Source organism: Micavibrio sp. TMED2, from assembly GCA_002168225.1.
Lineage (GTDB): Bacteria > Pseudomonadota > Alphaproteobacteria > TMED2 > TMED2 > TMED2.
This window is the reverse complement of the sequence record NHBH01000009.1, coordinates 36,106-55,179: the sequence shown is the minus strand read 5'-3', so window position 1 is coordinate 55,179 and position 19,074 is coordinate 36,106. Positions and strand designations below refer to the sequence as shown.

Annotated in this window: 17 protein-coding genes; 11 read left to right on the top strand and 6 right to left on the bottom strand. The window is 60.8% G+C overall.

The features are described from left to right. Positions 1-6 precede the first annotated feature (6 nt). Entirely contained in the window at positions 7-747 is a 741-nt protein-coding gene (locus tag CBB62_11980) for a hypothetical protein (protein OUT39132.1), read from the top strand. Here CBB62_11980 and CBB62_11975 read toward each other — a convergent pair. The 3 genes from CBB62_11975 to CBB62_11965 are packed head-to-tail and all read right to left on the bottom strand — an operon-like array spanning position 729 to position 2,892. Beyond that, positions 729-1,529: a hypothetical protein gene (locus tag CBB62_11975; GenBank protein OUT39131.1), complete on the bottom strand. Its 801-nt coding sequence runs from the start codon at positions 1,527-1,529 to the stop codon at positions 729-731. The two genes, CBB62_11980 and CBB62_11975, sit on opposite strands and share 19 nt — an antisense overlap. 14 nt (positions 1,530-1,543) lie before the next feature. After that, positions 1,544-2,374 carry a zinc ABC transporter ATP-binding protein ZnuC gene (locus CBB62_11970; protein ID OUT39130.1) on the bottom strand — a complete coding sequence of 277 codons (831 nt, stop codon included), beginning with the start codon at positions 2,372-2,374 and terminating at the stop codon, positions 1,544-1,546. Next, complete coding sequence (locus CBB62_11965; protein OUT39129.1) at positions 2,371-2,892, bottom strand: hypothetical protein; 522 nt, start codon at positions 2,890-2,892, stop codon at positions 2,371-2,373. The genes CBB62_11970 and CBB62_11965 overlap by 4 nt, the downstream gene beginning before the upstream one ends. A gap of 82 nt (positions 2,893-2,974) precedes the next feature. Between CBB62_11965 and CBB62_11960 the strand changes: the two genes are divergently transcribed. Further along, positions 2,975-4,096, top strand: coding sequence for a hypothetical protein (locus CBB62_11960; GenBank protein OUT39128.1), 1,122 nt, complete (start codon positions 2,975-2,977; stop codon positions 4,094-4,096). A gap of 10 nt (positions 4,097-4,106) precedes the next feature. Here the strand turns inward: CBB62_11960 and CBB62_11955 are convergent, their stop codons facing one another. Together CBB62_11955 and CBB62_11950 are read right to left on the bottom strand one after the other, a co-directional pair. Next, a complete protein-coding gene (locus CBB62_11955; GenBank protein ID OUT39127.1) occupies positions 4,107-4,673 on the bottom strand; it encodes a hypothetical protein in 567 nt (188 codons plus the stop codon). Positions 4,674-4,688: 15 nt separating this feature from the next. Then, entirely contained in the window at positions 4,689-5,444 is a 756-nt protein-coding gene (locus CBB62_11950; GenBank protein OUT39126.1) for a bifunctional 3-demethylubiquinol 3-O-methyltransferase/2-polyprenyl-6-hydroxyphenol methylase, read from the bottom strand. Between the two features lie 149 nt (positions 5,445-5,593). Between CBB62_11950 and CBB62_11945 the strand changes: the two genes are divergently transcribed. The 8 genes from CBB62_11945 to CBB62_11910 all read left to right on the top strand — a co-directional run bounded on the left by CBB62_11945 (position 5,594) and on the right by CBB62_11910 (position 15,412). Next, positions 5,594-6,823: an aspartate kinase gene (locus tag CBB62_11945; protein OUT39125.1), complete on the top strand. Its 1,230-nt coding sequence runs from the start codon at positions 5,594-5,596 to the stop codon at positions 6,821-6,823. A 254-nt stretch (positions 6,824-7,077) separates the two neighbouring features. Then, positions 7,078-9,297, top strand: a complete 2,220-nt coding sequence (locus CBB62_11940) for a phosphoenolpyruvate--protein phosphotransferase (protein ID OUT39786.1) — start codon at positions 7,078-7,080, stop codon at positions 9,295-9,297. A gap of 98 nt (positions 9,298-9,395) precedes the next feature. Then, entirely contained in the window at positions 9,396-10,316 is a 921-nt protein-coding gene (locus CBB62_11935) for a hypothetical protein (GenBank protein OUT39124.1), read from the top strand. A 143-nt stretch (positions 10,317-10,459) separates the two neighbouring features. Beyond that, a complete protein-coding gene (locus CBB62_11930; GenBank protein OUT39123.1) occupies positions 10,460-11,611 on the top strand; it encodes a 4-hydroxy-3-methylbut-2-en-1-yl diphosphate synthase in 1,152 nt (383 codons plus the stop codon). A 48-nt stretch (positions 11,612-11,659) separates the two neighbouring features. Further along, the gene (locus CBB62_11925) at positions 11,660-12,730 is read left to right on the top strand and encodes a peptide chain release factor 1 (GenBank protein ID OUT39122.1); all 1,071 of its coding nucleotides are present in this window, start codon (positions 11,660-11,662) and stop codon (positions 12,728-12,730) included. Between the two features lie 41 nt (positions 12,731-12,771). Further along, complete coding sequence (locus tag CBB62_11920; protein ID OUT39121.1) at positions 12,772-13,716, top strand: protein-(glutamine-N5) methyltransferase, release factor-specific; 945 nt, start codon at positions 12,772-12,774, stop codon at positions 13,714-13,716. A gap of 407 nt (positions 13,717-14,123) precedes the next feature. Then, positions 14,124-14,843 (top strand): hypothetical protein, encoded by a 720-nt coding sequence (locus tag CBB62_11915; GenBank protein OUT39120.1) that lies wholly within the window; start codon positions 14,124-14,126, stop codon positions 14,841-14,843. A 149-nt stretch (positions 14,844-14,992) separates the two neighbouring features. Further along, entirely contained in the window at positions 14,993-15,412 is a 420-nt protein-coding gene (locus CBB62_11910) for a methylglyoxal synthase (protein ID OUT39119.1), read from the top strand. Here CBB62_11910 and CBB62_11905 read toward each other — a convergent pair. Further along, positions 15,404-16,225: a hypothetical protein gene (locus tag CBB62_11905; GenBank protein ID OUT39118.1), complete on the bottom strand. Its 822-nt coding sequence runs from the start codon at positions 16,223-16,225 to the stop codon at positions 15,404-15,406. The genes CBB62_11910 and CBB62_11905 overlap by 9 nt on opposite strands. Positions 16,226-16,424: 199 nt before the next feature. Here CBB62_11905 and CBB62_11900 point away from each other — a divergent pair, with 199 nt between their 5' ends. Further along, positions 16,425-19,034 carry an ATP-dependent chaperone ClpB gene (locus CBB62_11900; protein OUT39117.1) on the top strand — a complete coding sequence of 870 codons (2,610 nt, stop codon included), beginning with the start codon at positions 16,425-16,427 and terminating at the stop codon, positions 19,032-19,034. Positions 19,035-19,074: the final 40 nt, after the last annotated feature.

The following is a 19,074-nucleotide window of genomic DNA, read 5'->3' as shown; positions in this document are numbered from 1 at the left end:
CATGCCATGACCAGTGCGACAGAGTCCGGCGCTCCGGATTATCAACCGGCCACGCTGCCCGAACCACGCAATGCGGTTGAGGAAGCGATTGTCTCACGGCACTCGATCCGGGCGTTCAAACCGGACCCGGTTGCGCCCGATCTGGTCCGGCATATCCTCGAAATCGCCAGCCGTTCGCCGAGCGGCACCAATACCCAGCCATGGCATGTGCATGTCTGTACCGGCAGTAACCGTGACGCGCTGGTCGCCGAGCAGCATGCCGCCCTGATGAATGGCCAAACGCCCGATGCGCCGGAATATGCCTATTACCCGGATGAACTCGGCGAGCCATGGAAAACCCGCCAGCGCGGGCTGGGCTGGGGTCTCTATGGCCTGCTCGGTATCCAGCGCGGTGAGAAGGAAAAGATGCTGGCCCAGCATGGCCGCAATTTCCTGCTGTTCGATGCCCCGGTCGGGCTGTTCTTCAGCCTGCACAGCAAGCTCGAATACGGCTCATGGATCGACATGGGTGCCTTCATGCAGTCGGTGATGATCGCTGCGCGCAGCCATGGCCTCGACACCTGCCCGCAGCAATCCTGGTGCACCTATCATTCGATTGTGAAAAAGCACCTGCAGATCCCGGCGGAACACACCCTAGCCTTCGGCATGGCCATGGGATACGCCGATATGTCGGCGGTTGAGAACCGGCTGATCAGCGAGCGCGAGCCGCTATCGGCCTTTGCCGCATTTCACGGGTTTGATGACTGACGCACAGAGTTGATGACCAAGCCGCCGAGGAACAGGCAGACGGCAGCCACTACAATGGATGGCCCGGACGGGGTATCGAACATCATCGACGCCCCGATACCGCCCCCCACCGATGCCGCCCCGAACAGGGCAGCCAGCACGGCCATAATCTCCGGTGACCGGGCAAAGGGCCGGGCGGCAGCGGCCGGGATAATCAACAGTGCGGTAATCAGCAGAATGCCGATCAGCTTCATGGCAATGGCAATCAGCACCGCCAGCGCCAGCACATAGGCAAGGCGCGTGCGCTGTGCGGGCAGCCCTTCTGCCGCCGCCAGATCGGGGCTCACCGTCACCGCCAGCAAGGGTCGCCAGAGGCAGAGCAACAAGCCTAGCAACAGCACTGCCCCGCCCCAGATCAGCGCCAGATCGGACCAGCCGACCGCCAGAATATCCCCGAACAGATAGCCGAGCAGGTCAAGCCGCAACCCGGCCATGAGCGAGATTGCCACCAGACCGATGGCGAGCGAACCATGGGACAGAATGCCGAGCAGGGTATCCGTCGCCAGAGCCAACCGGTCCTGCAACAGGAACAGTGCCACCGCAATGGCCGAACCGGTTGCCAACACACCGAGCAGGATATTCACATCCAGAATAATCGCGAGGGCAACACCGAGCAGGGCGGCATGGGCCACCGTATCGCCGAAATAGGCCATGCGCCGCCAGACTACGAAACAACCCATGGGTCCGGCAATCACGGCAATTCCCAATCCGGCCAGCAAGGCACGCAGGATAAAATCGTCCATATGGCTAATCCGTCTTATCCGTTACTGCTTGCGGCACTGCCCACGGCACCGCCGGTATGCTTGTGACCATGCGCATGATCGTGATTGCAGCCCTCATGATGATGACCGTCAATAACCTGACCATCGGCGGTGTGGTGATGATCATGGGCATGCTCATAGACGGCATAGGCGTCCACTGCCCGCTCACCGAACATGCGCCGATATTCGGGATGCACCGTCACCTCACGCGGGGCACCGGAACAGCAGATATGCCCATTCAGGCACAAGACCCGGTTGGTCGAGCGCATGACCACATGTAGATCATGACTGACCATCAGCACGCCGCAGCCCAGTTTCTGACGGGTATCACCGATCAACTGATAGAGCGCAGCCTCACCGGCATAATCGACACCCTGCACCGGTTCATCGAGGATCAGTAGGTCCGGTCTGTGCATCAGGGCACGGGCGAGCAGCACCCGCTGGAACTCACCACCGGACAGGGTCTGCACCGGCTGGTCGAGCAGATGCTCAACCTCGGTTTCCGCCAGACTGGCGCGGATCATGTCGAGGGAGGCCGGTCGCAACAGGGTCATCAGCCGCCGCACGGTAAGCGGCAGCGTGGCATCGATGGCAAGCGACTGGGGCACATAGCCGATGGTGAGTTTATCCCGCCGGGTAATGCGGCCCGCATCGGGCGTGGTGAGGCCGATCAGCGCGCGCACCAGCGTCGTCTTGCCCGCGCCGTTGGGACCAATCACGGTCACCACCTCGCCCGGCGCGATGCTCACATCGATATCGTGGATCAGCCAGCGCTTGCCCGCCCGGATACCGAGGCCGGTCGCCGTAATCAGTGGTTTGTCGGTCATGCAGCACGGCCTGCGGTTCGGCAATCGGGGCAGAGGCCGACCAGCTCCACCGTCGCCCCGGTAATGGCAAATCCGGCGCTGTCAGCAGCCGTTTGCAGGGCCTTGCCCAGCATATCGGCGGACAGTTCCGCCACCCGCCGGCATTTCTCACAGATCAGGAAGGCATCGCCGCCAATGCAATGATCCCCGGCCAGACCAAGGCTGCAGGCAATAAAGGCATTCAGGCGATCAATCCGATGCACCACACCAAGCTGGGTCAGGAAATCGAGCGCGCGATAGGCAATCGGTGGACCGGGCTGGTTGCCGTCATCATCGGTCATTTTCTCGAGGATGTCATAGGCACCCATCGGCCGATGATCGGCGAGCAGAATTTCGAGCACCTGACGCCGGTTATCGGTCATGCGCTGACCGGTCTCTTTCGCCCGGCGTTCAGCCTCGGCGAGACCCGTTTCGATGCAGTGATCATGCCCGTGATCATGGGCGTGAAACAGCGGCGTTTGGTTCAGCGTATCGGTCATGACTGCCTTCTATCCTGACTGGTCGATAAAAACAAATCTTGATTTGTTATAGTATAACACATATGCCCTTAACCCTCAGCCCATGACAGTTCAGTTCAACCCAGCCCCAACTCCAGCCACGGAAATCAGCATGGCCCGCCCGATCATCAGAACCGCCCTTATTACTGCCGCCCTTACCCTTGCCGGACAAGCAGCTTCCGCACGCGCGGAAGGACCGAAACTCGTTGCGACCATCCCGCCACTCGCCGGGATCGCCAGCGACATTCTGTCCGGCGTCGCGAAACCGACACTGCTGATCGACAATGGCGGCTCACCCCATGCCTACAGCCTGCGCCCATCCGATGCCCGGGCACTGGCCAATGCCGATTATGTCCTGTGGGTCGGCGAAGGTCTCGAACTGTTTCTGGCTGACAAGCTCGACACCCTTGCGCCCTCGGCCACCGAGATCGAAGCCATGACCCTGCCGGGCGTAGCCCTGATGCCCTATCGCAAGGCCGAAGAGCACCATGATGAGCATGATGATCACGATCACGACCATGCAGATCATGATGAGGATCATCACGCAGAACACGATCATGATGATCATGACCACGAGGACCATGAGCATGGGGATCATGATGAACATGATCACGATGAGCATGACCATGCCGAACATGATCACGATCATCACGGCCACCACCATACCGGCAATGATGCCCATGTCTGGCTGTCACCCGACAATGCGGTTGCCATTGCCCGTGGTATTGCCGCAGCGGTAAGCAAGGACCTGCACGCCGCCGAAGCCGCCCGTGTCAGCAGCAATCTGGCCAACTTCGAGAGCGATATTGCCGAGCTCAAGCGCGTGATCGCAGCCCAGCTCAAGCCATATGCCGAGCGCCCCTATCTGACCTTCCACGATGCCTATCAGTATTTCGAGACCAATTTCGGCCTCGATTATCATGGGTCGGTCACGGTCAGCCCCGAAATACAGCCCGGCGCTGCCTCACTGCATGAACTGCGTGAAGAGGTGGAAGAGCACGACATCGTCTGTATCTTCAGTGAGCCGCAATTCGAACCACGAGCCATTCGGGTGATTGCCGAAAACCTGCCAGTGCGCACTGGCATCCTCGACCCGCTCGGCGGTAGCGATTTTGCACGGATCGGCGGCTATCAGGCGCTGCTTACCGGACTTGCCGACAGTTACGCCGACTGCCTCGGCCAATAAGCACCAGCACTCACGGCGACGGAATTGACGTGCCCGGATCATTGGGTGACGGACGACGGGCCGCAATCCGCTGCACCATGGCCTGACGGGGGGAGCCGATCTCCCCCTGTTCAAAGGCGACAACCTCAAGTTCATCCATGAACGCCGCCAGCAACTCGTTGGGTTGCAGCAGATAGTCGGGATTGGACGGCTGGCCGAACCGCTCATGCCCCGTCATGAATGTCTCGTACAGCAGGATACCGCCGGGTGCCAGCAGGCCCGGCAGCTTCGGCAGGATCGGGCGATACAGGTAATTGCTGACGATCACCCCGGCGAACTGTCGTCCCTCGAAGGGCCAGTCGCTGCCATCTTGCTGGGCATCTTCCAGATCGCGCTGGATGAACTCCAGCGACGGATCGCCGAGCAGATCGGCAAGGCCAACCATGCGCTTGTCCACCCCGGTCGCCCGATAGGCATTACCGATCAGCAAGCGCAGATGCCGCCCCTCACCACAGGCAAGGTCGAGTACCGGCAATGAGCCACGGGGGATCAACGGCAAAAAGCGCCGGACCCAGGCTGAGGACATATCAAACATCATGGAAACGTAACCGATCTAATCCTTCACCGCAGTGAGGATATAGTTCACATCGAGATCGCGGGGGTTTTCGGAAAACCTGCGGCGCACTGGATCAAAGACCAGCCCGGTCAGTTCCCGCAGGGCAAAGCCACGGTGGCGCAACTGCCCGACCACTTCCGATGGTCGCATGAACTTGCGCCAGTCATGGGTACCGCGCGGCAGCCAGCGCAACAGATATTCCGCCGCGATGATACCGAGGGCAAAGCCCTTGGGTGTGCGGTTCAGCGTGGACATGAAGATAATGCCGCCGGGTTTGGTCAGGCTGGCCAGCGCATCGAAGAACTGGTCGCGGGCATCCACATGCTCAACCACCTCCAGCGCGATCACCACATCGAATTGCGCACCGCTGGCGGCGAGTGCCTCCGCCGTGGTCTGTTGATAGGAGATGGCAAGACCGGATTGACCGGCATGGGCGGCAGCCACCTTCACCGTCTCGGCCTCGGCATCAATGCCGGTGACACTGGCGCCGAGCCGGGTCATCGGTTCGGTAATCAGACCGCCGCCGCAACCGATATCGACAATCGACAGACCGGTCAGCGCATCATAGGCATCGGCATCGCGTCCCAGATGGGCGCAGATGTGACGCTTGAGAAAATTGAGTCGCACAGGGTTCAGCTTGTGCAGCGGGGCGAATTTCCCGTCAGGGTCCCACCATTCCGCCGCCATCGCGCCGAAATGGGCCATTTCATCAGGGTTTACCGTAGTTTCAGTGTCTTTTGGCACCGCGCTCATGGGGCGAACTCGTCTGGTCAATCTTGCTCTTGGCAGAAAAAATGTGATGCCGGGCACCGACAAATGCCAGTGCCTCTTGCATCCTGCGGCATCAAACCGCTAATCATGCGCCGATACAAGTTTTTCCCAGCCCGGATACCGGCATTTTCATGGCTCGCATTGTAATGAAATTCGGTGGCACCTCTGTCGCCGATCTGGATAGAATCAAGGCTGCTGCTGCCAAGGTGCAAGCAGAAGTCGAGCGCGGCAATCAGGTCGCGGTGACGGTTTCGGCCATGGCTGGCGTCACCAACCAGCTGGTCGACTACTGCCGTGGCGTCAGCCCGCTGTTCGATGCGCGCGAATACGATACCGTGGTTTCCACCGGCGAACAGGTGACCAGCGGCCTGCTGGCCATGGCGCTGCAGGCAAATGGCATCGCCGCCCGGTCATGGCTCGGCTGGCAGATACCGATCCTGACCGACGATACCCATACCAAGGCCCGCATCCTCGATATCAAGACCGATGTCATGGAAGAGCGCCTGAATCAGGGCGAGGTCGTCGTCGTGGCCGGGTTCCAGGGCGTATCCCAGCGCAACCGCATCGCCACCCTCGGCCGTGGCGGCACCGATACCTCGGCCGTCGCCCTCGCCGCCGCGCTGAATGCCGAGCGCTGCGATATCTATACCGATGTGGACGGGGTCTATACCACCGATCCGCGCATCGTGCCCAAGGCGCGCAAGATCTCGAAAATCTCGTTCGAGGAAATGCTCGAAATGGCGTCACTCGGTGCCAAGGTATTGCAAACCCGGTCCGTGGAAATGGCCATGAAGCATGGCGTCCGGGTGCAGGTATTATCCAGTTTTGAAGATGCCATCGGCAGCGACCTGCCCGGCACATTGGTTATTGATGAGGATGAACTCGTGGAACAGGAAATCGTTAGCGGCATCGCCTATAGCCGGGATGAAGCAAAAATCACGCTGATCGAAGTACCGGACCAGCCCGGTGTTGCCGCCAGCATCTTCGGGCCGCTGTCCGATGCCGCGGTCAATGTGGACATGATCGTCCAGAACATCTCCGATGACGGCACCCGCACCGATCTGACCTTCACCGTCAACCGCACCGACCTCGACCGTGCCATCGACGTGCTGGATAAAGCCGACCTCGGTTACAAGCGCCTTGATGCTGACAATAAAGTTGTGAAGGTATCTATTATCGGTATGGGTATGCGCAGCCATGCCGGTGTTGCCCAGCGGATGTTCAAGGCTTTAGCGGACAAGGGCATCAATATTCAGGTAATATCGACCTCTGAAATCAAAATCAGCGTGTTGATCGCCGAAGAATATACCGAACTGGCAATCCGCGCCCTACATACCGCCTACAACCTCGACGCGGCATAACCGGGACGGGGTTGCGAAATACGAGACAGACAACGAGACAACAGCCGAGGGAGGGGTCAGAAGCGATGACAGAAATGTCCGATCAAGCCAAAACCCCGCCCCATCTGTCTGACAATAGCGGTACCGGCGAAACCGACAAGATACGCCCCCGTTACCTCACATCCCTCGACGACCTCACCGAAAACAGCGGTTTTGACGGTCACGCCAGCAACGTCAATCACGAGCGGCGGCTGCTGGCCCGGCTGCGCGATATCATGGCGGGCAGCGGCCATGCCCATGCCCGGCTTGGCAAGATCGTACAGGCAATCGCCGCCGAGATGGGTGCTGAGGTCTGTTCCTGCTATCTCCGCCGTGCCGGTGACATTCTGGAGCTGTTCGCCACCGTCGGCCTGAATCCCGATGCAGTCCACCGCACCCGCCTGCGTATCGGCGAGGGTGTGGTCGGTGAAATCGCGCTGTCGGCCAAACCGCTGGCGCTGGCCGATGCCCAGACCCACCCGTCATTTGCCTATCGCCCGGAAACCGGTGAGGACCCCTATCACTCGATGATGGGCGTGCCGGTGCTGCGCGGCGGCCGGGTACGCGGCGTGCTGGTGATCCAGAACGCCAAACGTAAGACCTATTCCGAAGCGGCGGTGGAGCTGCTCGAAACCGTAGCCATGATCGTTGCCGAGCTGATCGAGCTCGGTGCCATGGTCGACCGGATGGAGGTTTCCGCCGGGGTCAGCGATTCGCTGATGCCGATGCGTCTCGCCGGGCAACCGCTGGCACCCGGCATGGGGCTCGGCCTTGCCGTCATGCACAACCCGCGGATCATCCCGCGCGAGGTGGTCGCCGACGACCCGATCCATGAACGCGAGCGCCTCGACGTGGCACTGGCGCGGATGCTGACCGCGCTCGATACCATGATCGCCTGGACCCGCGATATTGCCGGTGGCGGTGAGCCGCTCGATATCATCGAGAGCTATCGCATGTTCGCCAATGACCATGGCTGGCTGCGGCGCATCCGGGAGGCGATTGATGCCGGACTGACGGCGGAAAGCGCGGTCCAGCGGGTACAGAACGACATGCGGGTCCGGCTCAGCAAGGCAACCGACCCGATTTTCCGCGAGCGGCTGTCGGACCTCGACGACCTCGCCAACCGCCTGCTGCAACACCTTGCCGGACGCGACAGCGGCACCACCACCCTGCCGGAATTTGCCGTCCTCGTGGCCAAGAACATGGGACCGGCGGACCTGCTCGATTACGACACCAGCCGTCTGGTCGGCATCGTGGTCGAGGAGGCGACAACCGCCAGCCATGTAGCCATCGTCGCCCGCGCGCTGGGCATCCCGGCCATCGGTCAGTGCCGGGGCATCACCGACAATGTGGAAGCCCTCGACAGCATCATCATCGATTGCCAGAACAATCAGGTGCTGCTCCGCCCGGCGGAAGAGGTACAGGAACAGTTCCTGCGCACGGTCAAGCACCGCGCCCGCGCCCGCGAGGAACTGAAGAAAATCGCCGACCTGCCCTCGATCAGCCAGGACGGCATCGCGATCTCGGTCAACATGAATGCCGGGATGATGATCGACATGCCGCATCTGCATGATTGCGGTGCCGACGGGATCGGGCTGTACCGTACCGAAGTGCCGTTCATGGTGCGCAATGACTATCCGAGCGCCAAGGCACAGGAAGAAATCTACAAATCCGTACTGGATCAGGCGCAGGGCAAACCGGTTGCCTTCCGTACCCTCGATATCGGCGGTGACAAGCTGCTGCCCTATCTGCCGCCGAATGAGGAAGCCAACCCGGCCATGGGCTGGCGTGCCCTGCGTATCGGCCTCGACCGCCCGGCCATGCTCCGCGCCCAGCTGCGCGCCCTGCTGCGCGGTGCCGCCGGGCGCGATCTGAAGGTGATGTTCCCCTTCGTCTCCACGGTTGCCGAGCTGGAACAGGCCAACAGGCTGCTCGATATGGAATGCGCGCGGCTTAAGGCCGATGGCGAGATACTGCCGAGCAGGATCGAACGCGGACTGATGCTTGAGGTGCCGTCAATCCTGTACCAGATACCGGCTCTGGCCGGGCTGGTCGACTTTGTCTCCATCGGATCCAACGACCTGTTGCAGTATTTCTTTGCCGTCGACCGGACCAATCAGCGTCTGGCCCAGCGCTATGACAACCTGAACCCGGCGTTTCTGAAAGCACTGTATCGCCTGCGCGAGGATTGCGACGCCTACAACCTGCCGGTCAGCCTGTGTGGTGAAATGGCGAGCCGTCCGCTGGAAGCCATGGCCCTGCTCGCCCTCGGCTATCGCAGCCTGTCGATCTCGCCGTTCAATGTCGCCGGCATCAAGATGCTGATCCGGGCAGTGGATATTGGCCTGCTCAGCAATTATCTGGTGCCGCAACTGGATGGCCGTGCTGCCACCCTGCGCCCAAGATTGCGGGCCTTCGCTATAGACCACGGCTTGCCGCTCGATGGACAGGCCTGAACCATCACCACACCTACTACACCGGACTTTACGCCGGATTTACATGCTCATATGGTGGGCACCACATCATCCACCCACGCGCAAGACAAGGCTGACCCATGGCTGAAACCGATGCCAGCGCAGAGATCGAACCGGTAGCACCGCCGCCGCCCAGCGTCGGTGAAATACTGCGTCAGGAGCGTATCGCGCGCGGGGAGGAACTGGCCCGGATCGCGGAGAGCATCCGCATCCGCGAGCGTCTGCTGCTGGCGATTGAGGAAAATGACCACGCCAAGCTGCCGGGCGGCATCTATACCATCGGCTTTGTCCGCGCCTATGCCCAGTATCTCGGCCTTGATAGCGCAGTCCTCGAAGCACAGTGGCGACAGGAAGCCGAGGCGCTCACACGCAGTGCCAAATACAGCTTCCCGACCCCGACGCTGGAGCGACGCCTGCCCGGTGCGCTGTCGATCTTCATCGGTCTGATCATTGTCGCGGTGCTGATTGGCGTGATGATCTATGCGAGCCGTCACAGCGACGAGATCATGACCGAGATACCGCCACTGCCCGAGCATCTGCAGGCACTGGTCGGCGACCAGATCGGGCCGGAAGCCGATCTGCCGATCACCGCCGCACCGGGCGATATGACCCAGCCGCTCGACAGTGCCGGGCTGCCGCAAACCGGGCTGCCATCGGGTACTGCGGCCAATCAGCCGCCACAGCCGGGTGTCACCATTCCGGCAACGGCGGAAACCTTCGGGGTTGACGCTGCCGAGGCCGCCCTCACATTGCTGGCAAGCCGCGATGTCTGGGTACAGGTGCGCGATACCGGTGCCGACGAAATCATCCTGACCCGCGTGCTGCATACCGGCGACCGCTATTTCGCGCCGGGCATACCGGGGCTGCTGCTTACCGTCGGCGATGCCGGGGCAATCGAGGCAAGCCTGCCGGGCGGCAGACGTGGTACACTCGGCGAGAACGGTCAGGTCATCCGCGATATTGACCTGTCGGTTGACGGGATTGAGGATGCCTTGCGTTAGCAAAGCAGCATTGTCCCCGTCCGGTCATGTTCCGGTTCCGACTAGACGGTTCCGACTAGACATTGACCTGCCGGGCAGAACGCGCGACAAGTTTCAGGCGTTATTCAGTTGTATTGACACAAACACCGATTACGTAAAGCACCATGCACGATACCATTCGCCCCTGGCGCCATGTAGAACGCCGTAAATCCCGCCAGATCCATGTCGGCAATGTGCCGGTCGGTGGTGATGCACCGATCACGGTGCAATCCATGACCAACACCCTGACCCATGACGTCAAGGCTACCATCGAGCAAATCCGCGCCATGGAAGTTGCCGGTGCCGATATCGTGCGGGTCTCCTGCCCGGATGAAGCCAGTTCCGCAGCACTCAAGGAGATCGTGCCGGAAGTAACCGTGCCAATCGTCGCCGACATTCACTTCCACTACAAACGCGGGATCGAAGCCGCCGAGGCCGGCGCCGCCTGTCTGCGCATCAACCCCGGCAATATCGGTTCGGAAGAACGGGTACGCGAGGTCATCAAGGCTGCGAAGGACAACAACTGCTCCATGCGGATCGGTGTGAATGCCGGATCGCTGGAGAAAGACCTGCTGGAAAAATATGGCGAGCCATGCCCGGAAGCGATGGTCGAAAGCGCTCTCGATCATGCCCGCATCCTGCTCGACAATGATTTCGACCAGTTCAAGATCAGCGTGAAGGCATCCGATGTTTTCCTCGCCGTCGCCGCCTATCAGGCGCTGGCAGATGCCTGCGACCACCCGCTCCATCTCGGCATTACCGAGGCCGGTGGCCTGCGTTCCGGCACCGTCAAGTCGTCGGTCGGCATGGGTATGCTGCTCTGGGCCGGGATCGGTGACACGCTCCGGGTCTCACTGTCGGCCGATCCGGTTGAGGAAGTGAAGGTCGGCTTCGATATTCTGAAGTCCTTGGGCCTGCGTCACCGCGGCGTCAATGTGATTTCCTGCCCGTCCTGTGCCCGTCAGCAGTTTCAGGTGATCGATACGGTCCAGCGGCTGGAAGAGCGCGTCGCCCATATCACCACGCCGATGACCGTCTCGGTTATCGGCTGTGTCGTGAACGGTCCGGGCGAGGCCACCATGACCGATATCGGCCTTACCGGTGGCGGCAAGGGCACCCATCAGGTCTATGTCGCCGGGGTGCAGAACCATCGCCTGAAGGACAAGGATATCGTCGAGCATCTGGCCGAGATGATCGAGAAGAAGGCTGCCGAAATCGAGGCCGAGGAAGCCGAGAAGAAAGCCGCCGAAAAAACCGCGACGGTCGCTGCCGAATAATGAACCACACAGCCGGTATCCCCTCTCACCACTAGCGCATCAACATCCATGCTGGACGAACGTTTCCAGCAGGTCCTCAGCCGCCACCGCGAGCTGCAATCCCTGCTGTCCGCCCCCGATATTACCGGTGATCAGATCGCCAAGCTGTCGCGCGAGCTGTCCGAGCTTGATCCCGTGGTCGAGCGGATCAATGCCCTCGCCGAGGCACGCGCGGAACAGGCCGACCTTGAGGAGATGCTGGCCGAGCCGGGTCTGGATGCCGAGATGAAGGCCATGGCCAATGATGACCTGCAGGCCCTGCGCGAAAAAGTTCCCGACCTGGAACACAACATCCGGCTGGCGCTGCTGCCCAAGGATGCCGCCGATGACCGCAGCGCGATCCTCGAAATCCGTCCCGGTACCGGCGGTGAGGAAGCCGCCCTGTTCGCCGCTGAGCTGTTTCAGATGTATCAGCGTTATGCCCAGATCCATGGCTGGTCGTTCCAGCTTATCGATGTCACCGAGACCGAGATTGGCGGGATCAAGGAAGGCGTGGCCGAGATCAATGGCGTCGGCGTCTTTGCCCGCATGAAATACGAGAGCGGCGTACACCGGGTACAGCGGGTGCCGAAAACCGAAACCGGCGGGCGAATCCATACCTCCGCAGCAACGGTTGCGGTGCTGCCGCAGGCCGAGGAAGTGGATGTGCATATCGATGAAGGCGATTTGCGGATCGATACCTTCCGGTCCTCCGGTGCCGGTGGTCAGCACGTCAATACCACCGACAGTGCGGTACGGATCACCCATGTTCCAACCGGTGTGGTCGTCGCCTGTCAGCAGGAGCGCTCACAGCACAAAAACCGCGATAAAGCGATGAAAATGCTGCGGGCCAGACTCTATGAGGCAGAGCGCGAACGGGCCGCTGCCGAACGAGCCGCCGACCGCAAGAGCCAAGTGGGTTCCGGTGATCGCTCGGAGCGCATCCGCACCTATAACTTTCCGCAGGGACGGGTCACCGATCACCGGATCAATTTGACCCTGTACAAAATAGATCAGATCATGGCCGGAGACGGTCTGGATGAGGCGATCGACGAGTTGATTACCCATGATCAGGCCGAACGCCTCGCAGCATCCGCCTGATGCTCTGAACCGACGACCGACGAACAGGACTTTCCCCGCCCATGGTTGACCAAGCCCCCGATCCGAAGGTTGACCCGCGCACCTTCGCCGAACCGGCCCCGGTCGATGATGACCAGCTGGAAGGTGTCCTGCGTCAGGCAACACAAATGCTGAAGGACGCCGGTATTCCGGCAGCACGCGGCGATGCCCGTGCGCTCATCGCCCATGTGCTCGACCTCAACCGCAGCGACCTGTATCTGCAGGGCGCGCGCCGGTTGAGCGATGCCGAGATCGAAGCAATCTTTCCGCTGGTCGAGCGCCGCGCCGACCGGGAACCGGTCGCCCGAATTATCGGCGAGCGCGAGTTCTGGGGCCTGCCCTTCGGCCTGTCACCGGCCACCCTTGAGCCACGCCCGGACAGCGAGCTGGTGGTCGAAGCGGTACTGGCGGCGATCACGGTTGATGGGGTGCTGCCAGTTGACCGCCCGTTCCGCATCGCCGATTTCGGCACTGGTACCGGCTGCCTGATGCTGGCCCTGCTCAATGAATTGCCTGCCGCCACCGGCGTTGCCCTCGACCTCTCCGAAGACGCCCTGATACAGGCGGAAGAGAATGCCCGGCACCTTGGCCTCGACGACCGGGTGGAGTTTTTGCTCAGTGATTGGGATGAGGCGCTGGATGAGGATGAGGTATTCGACATTATCGTCTCCAACCCGCCCTATATCGCCGGAGACGTGATTGAGCAACTGGCCCCCGAGGTACGCGATCATGATCCCGAACTGGCGCTTGATGGCGGCGAGGACGGACTTGATGCCTATCGCGCGCTGGCCCCGGTTATCCGGGCGCATCTGGCCGATGATGGCCTTGCCGCGCTGGAGATCGGGTTCGATCAGGGCCAAAGCGTACCGGCAATCATGACCGCCGCCGGATTGCGGGCCGATCCGCCATTGACCGATCTTGCGCAACACCCGCGCTGTGTACTGGTCAGACTGCCAAAAACGCCATAAATCACGGATAATTTGCGAAAAAAGGCTTTGCCCCTACCGTTCAACCGTCTAGGCTATTACCCAAGGTAGGGACCGCAATGCAGCAAAAGCTGGCATTTTGCGACCAAAGTGAATAAAAGCGGCATAGCCGTAACCGAACAACCAACCGTTACCGCAATTTCCGCCCGACTTTCCGGGCGCATCGAACAGGTATACGGGCAAGGAACGGATATTCGGGCAACCGGAAAAACGGGTATGAGACGCTTGTCCTGAGGCAAGCCATCCAACTCGATCCAGACGCCCCTGATAATGGCATTATTGAACCAGACAGGACGGTCACCTGAGTGAAAAAACCCGTGAGCAATCACCGTAGTTTTCACCCCAAAACCAAAACGAAACATTTGAACTAGCAAAGAAAGCTGTTTTTGATGAGGCAACATCCACGACGTTCTCGCGGCCGCGGTAATAACAATAACGGTAATAGCAACAATAACCGTCGTCAGGGCGGCGGCAATCGCCAGCAGGTCTTCGACAGCAACGGCCCCGACGGCAAAATCCGCGGTACAGCCCAGCAGGTTTACGAAAAATACATCGCGCAGGCCCGCGACGCATCATCAGCCGGTGACCGTATCGCCGCCGAGGGTTTCTACCAGCACGCCGAGCATTACTACCGCATCTTCTCTGCCGCCAATGAAGAGTCGGAGAAGCGCGCTGCGGAAAACGAACAGCGTCGCAACCGCAATCGTCAGGATCGTGATGATAATGACGACAACAGCAGCAATGATGATGAAACCATCATCGGCAGCAACGACGATGCCGAGACCATCGAGGATGTGACTGGCAAGAGCGACAGTGACGACAGCGATGATGACAGTTCATCACGCGGGCGAGATCGCGGTCGTGGCCGCAATACCCGCAGCAGCACCGGTCGCCGTCGCAAGAGCGACGATGCCGATGACAGCAGCGATGATGCAGCCGCCAAGGCATCCGACAACAGCGATGCGGGCAATGACAGCGATGACGAGACAGCCGAGAAGAAACCGGCCCGTCGCCGCACCACCCGCACCCGCGCACCGAAGGAAGCATCCGCTGTTGCCCAGCTGATGTCCGAGGTCGAGGGCAATGTCAAAGAGCCCGAGGAAGCCTGAGACACCAAGGCCCTGGGGCTTCATCAGCGTTGAGCCAGAATAATAAAGGCCCGCACCATCCGGTTGCGGGCTTTTGTTTGCCCGGCGCATGGCATAAGACGGAGACTAGATAAGTCGCCAACCCTGCCAATACGCCCGGATACCCCGCCATGACCAAGACCATCGCCCTGATCGCCCATGACCAGATGAAGTCCGCACTGGTTGACTGGGTTGCCAAACATGACACCGTGCTGGGGGCCCATCAGATCGTCTGTACCGGCACCACCGGTGGACGGCTCAAGGAGCGCTGCCCCGGCCTGAATATCGAGTTGAAGAAGAGTGGCCCGCTCGGCGGCGACCAGCAGATCGGCTCGATGATCGCCGAAGGCAAGGTCGATGCGCTGATCTTCTTCACCGACCCGCTGTCACCCCACCCGCATGATGTGGATGTGAAGGCCCTGACCCGCCTCGCCACGCTCTATGACATCCCCATGGCCTGCAACCAGTCCACCGCCACCCTGCTCGTCGCCTCAGGCTACCTAGATGGCCGCATCAACCCCGAACGGCTGGTAATCGCAAAATCAGGCTAGGCTGATTGCTTCACCCACCGTCAGTTCACCGCCCTTGGTGATGCGGATGAAGACGCCGCAATCCATGTGGCCGAAGGTGCGGACGATTTTTGGCGGGATGTTCATGTCCTTGACCGCCGTGTCGGGGTCGACATTGATGGCGGCACAGCGGCCGATATGTTCGACCACCTCGGCCTCGATCGTGTCACCGAGGCGGATGGTGCCGCCGACCCATTGCCGTTCGGACCACGGCGTACCGGTATCGACCAGAATATTGCCGCGGAACCGGCGCGGGTCGATTGGTGCGCCCATGACCCGTTCAAGGTCACGGAGACTGGCCTGATTGATGATCGAGACCAGCGGTTCTGCCTGATCGGTCAGGGCCGCATCGGGTACGCGCACGATTTTCACCGGCTTGGGAATTTTGGCATCCAGAAAGGCATTCAGGAACTGTTCGACCACCGCCCGGCCCGCCGGGGTTTTCAGGTCGCCCTGCGTCACCACCTTGCCATGGCGGCTGAGGCTCAGCTGTTCGGTTTCCGGGTCATAATCGCTGGTCAGGGCGGCGAGCTGGTCATGCTTGGCCAGCACCGCGAAATTGCGCTTGGCGACCCATGCCGGATTGGCACTGTCAAACTGTGCCGCGCCATGGGCGATGGCATAGCGGCGATCATGGGGCAGGCAGGCATCAGCCTCGAGCGTCACCGCCTCCAGCGCCTGTGGCGTCAGGGATTTGACCGGATAACGCACCAGACCGGTTATCGTGGCGAGGTTGGCATCGGTGGCGCTGTCGGGTTTTGTATCGGGCATGGTTCGGTCATCGGGGGAGAGCATGGGGCCAGGTGCTTCCTTTTTAACCGGTCGGCAGCTTTTTCGACAGCCAAAAGGCGGAAAAATACTTGCGGCAAATATGGGTCAAACACACATAATATGAGCGATGCTGCATGATGCGGGTCGCATTGACCTCAACTGGCCAGTTCACGCCGCTTCAGGGTGGGCTGCAAGCCGATGATGTTAGAAGGAGAAGCCAACCATGAACTTCGAGAAGTTCACGGACCGAGCCCGCGGGTTTATTCAAAACGCGGAACAGGCAGCCAAAAGCCGCCAACACCAGCGCATTACCACCGAACATCTGCTGAAAGTGCTGCTTGATGACGAGGAAGGTCTCGCCGCGAGCCTGATTGCGGCTGCCGGTGGCAGTCACAAGCGCGCCCTCGAATTCACCGAGAGCGCTCTGCGCAAACAGCCCGAGGTTCAGGGAACCTCACAATTCTATCTCGACCGCCCGCTGGCGGAAGTCTTCGACGAGGCCCAGCAACTGGCTGAAAAGGCCGGTGACAGCTATGTCACCGCCGAACGGCTGCTGCTTGCCCTCGCCCTCGCCGATCGCGGGGAGAGCAGCCGCATCCTGACCCAGGCGGGCGTGAATGCCCAACGGCTGGAGAAGGCGATTGCGGATATGCGCAAAGGCCGCACGGCGGATACCGCCAATGCCGAGGCCGGTTACGATGCCCTCAAGAAATATGCCCGCGACCTGACCGAGGTGGCGAAGAACGGCAAGCTCGACCCGGTTATCGGCCGGGATGAGGAAATCCGTCGTGTCATTCAGGTCCTGTCCCGCCGGACCAAGAACAACCCGGTTCTGATTGGTGAGCCCGGCGTCGGTAAAACCGCGATTGCCGAGGGTCTGGCGCTGCGCATCATCAATGGCGACGTGCCGGAATCCTTACGCGATCGCAAGCTGATGTCGCTCGACATGGGTGCGCTGATCGCTGGGGCAAAGTTCCGGGGTGAGTTTGAGGAACGCCTGAAAGCGGTTCTGGCCGATATTGCCAGCGGTGACGGCGAGGTGATCCTGTTCATCGACGAGCTGCACACCCTTGTCGGGGCTGGCAAAGCCGATGGCGCCATGGATGCCTCCAACATGCTGAAACCCGCACTGGCGCGGGGCGATCTGCATTGTGTCGGTGCCACGACCCTCGACGAATATCGCAAGTATATCGAGAAGGACCCGGCCCTTGCCCGCCGGTTCCAGCCGGTTACCGTGTCCGAGCCGACGGTTCAGGACACGATCTCGATCCTGCGCGGGTTGAAGGAGAAGTACGAAATCCACCATGGCGTGCGGATCACCGATACCGCGATTGTCTCGGCGGCGACCCTGTCGAACCGCTATATCACCGACCGGTTCCTGCCAGACAAGGCCATCGACCTGATCGATGAGGCCAGCGCTCGTCTGCGCATGGCCGTCGACAGCAAGCCCGAGCATATCGACGAGCTGGACCGCCGTATCGTCCAGCTGAAAATCGAGCGCGAAGCACTGCGCAAGGAAACCGATGACGCCTCGAAGGATCGTCTCGAGAAACTCGAGGCCGAACTGGAAGAGATGGAGAAGGAATCTGCCGACCTCACCTCGGTCTGGAAAGCGGAGAAGGAAAAGCTCGCCTCGGCCCAGAAGCTGCGTGAGGAGCTGGATCAGGTTCGCATCGAACTGGAACAGGCCCAGCGCGAAGGTAACTGGACCCGTGCCGGTGAGCTGACCTATGGCCGCATTCCCGAGCTTGAGAAAAAGCTGGCCGATGCTGAAGCTTCAGAAGCCGAGGGCGAAAAACGCCAGATGAGCAAGGAAGAGGTGACGGATGCCGATATCGCTTCCGTGGTCAGCCGCTGGACCGGTATTCCGGTTGATCGGATGATGGAGGGCGAGCGCGAGAAACTGCTCCAGATGGAGGAGAAGCTGAAAACCCGTGTCGTGGGTCAGGATCAAGCGGTTGCCGCCGTATCCAACGCCGTACGCCGGGCGCGTGCCGGCCTGCAGGACCCCAACCGGCCGATCGGTTCCTTCCTGTTCCTCGGCCCTACCGGTGTCGGTAAAACCGAGCTGACCAAGGCGCTGGCTCAGTTCCTGTTCGATGACGATCAGGCCATGGTTCGGCTCGATATGTCCGAATATATGGAAAAGCACGCGGTGAGCCGCATGATCGGTGCCCCACCGGGCTATGTCGGTTATGAGGAGGGCGGTGCCCTGACCGAGGCGGTACGGCGGCGTCCGTATCAGGTGGTGCTGTTCGACGAGATCGAGAAAGCCCATGCCGATGTGTTCAACGTGCTGTTGCAGGTGCTTGATGATGGTCGCCTGACCGATGGCCAGGGCCGGACGGTCGATTTCCGCAACACGCTGATCATCCTGACCTCGAACCTCGGCTCGGACTATCTGGCCAACCAGCCAGATGGTGAGGATGTGGAAGCGGTGCGTGAACAGGTGATGGATGTGGTGCGCGGTGCCTTCCGGCCCGAGTTCCTCAACCGTCTCGATGAAACCCTGCTGTTCCGTCGGCTTGGTCGCGATCACATGGCCGGTATCGTCACAATTCAGCTTGAGCGCCTGCGTGCCCTGCTGGACGACCGGCAGATCACCCTCGATCTGGATCAGGCCGCCATCGACTGGCTGGCCAAGGCCGGGTACGACCCGGTCTATGGCGCACGGCCACTGAAGCGGATCATCCAGAAGAACCTGCAGGATCCGCTCGCGACCCGTATCCTTGAGGGCCGCATCAATGATGGTGAGACGGTCAAGGTAACGGCGAGCGATCTCGGCCTGTTCATCGGCGATCAACCGGCCAGTGCCGAACGCGCCAGCGCCTGATTATCTGGTCAAAACCCCATGAAAAAAGGCTGGTTCCACG

Coding starts and splice junctions, on each gene's coding strand:
- CBB62_11955 (OUT39127.1), bottom strand. CDS start 4,673: ATGATGTTTGATATGTCCTCAGCCTGGGTCCGGCGCTTTTTGCCGTTG.
- CBB62_11905 (OUT39118.1), bottom strand. CDS start 16,225: ATGCTCTCCCCCGATGACCGAACCATGCCCGATACAAAACCCGACAGC.
- CBB62_11935 (OUT39124.1), top strand. CDS start 9,396: ATGGCTGAAACCGATGCCAGCGCAGAGATCGAACCGGTAGCACCGCCG.
- CBB62_11970 (OUT39130.1), bottom strand. CDS start 2,374: ATGACCGACAAACCACTGATTACGGCGACCGGCCTCGGTATCCGGGCG.
- CBB62_11915 (OUT39120.1), top strand. CDS start 14,124: ATGAGGCAACATCCACGACGTTCTCGCGGCCGCGGTAATAACAATAAC.
- CBB62_11940 (OUT39786.1), top strand. CDS start 7,078: ATGGCGGGCAGCGGCCATGCCCATGCCCGGCTTGGCAAGATCGTACAG.
- CBB62_11930 (OUT39123.1), top strand. CDS start 10,460: ATGCACGATACCATTCGCCCCTGGCGCCATGTAGAACGCCGTAAATCC.
- CBB62_11960 (OUT39128.1), top strand. CDS start 2,975: ATGACAGTTCAGTTCAACCCAGCCCCAACTCCAGCCACGGAAATCAGC.
- CBB62_11965 (OUT39129.1), bottom strand. CDS start 2,892: ATGACCGATACGCTGAACCAAACGCCGCTGTTTCACGCCCATGATCAC.
- CBB62_11925 (OUT39122.1), top strand. CDS start 11,660: ATGCTGGACGAACGTTTCCAGCAGGTCCTCAGCCGCCACCGCGAGCTG.
- CBB62_11945 (OUT39125.1), top strand. CDS start 5,594: ATGGCTCGCATTGTAATGAAATTCGGTGGCACCTCTGTCGCCGATCTG.
- CBB62_11950 (OUT39126.1), bottom strand. CDS start 5,444: ATGAGCGCGGTGCCAAAAGACACTGAAACTACGGTAAACCCTGATGAA.
- CBB62_11900 (OUT39117.1), top strand. CDS start 16,425: ATGAACTTCGAGAAGTTCACGGACCGAGCCCGCGGGTTTATTCAAAAC.
- CBB62_11910 (OUT39119.1), top strand. CDS start 14,993: ATGACCAAGACCATCGCCCTGATCGCCCATGACCAGATGAAGTCCGCA.
- CBB62_11920 (OUT39121.1), top strand. CDS start 12,772: ATGGTTGACCAAGCCCCCGATCCGAAGGTTGACCCGCGCACCTTCGCC.
- CBB62_11975 (OUT39131.1), bottom strand. CDS start 1,529: ATGGACGATTTTATCCTGCGTGCCTTGCTGGCCGGATTGGGAATTGCC.
- CBB62_11980 (OUT39132.1), top strand. CDS start 7: ATGACCAGTGCGACAGAGTCCGGCGCTCCGGATTATCAACCGGCCACG.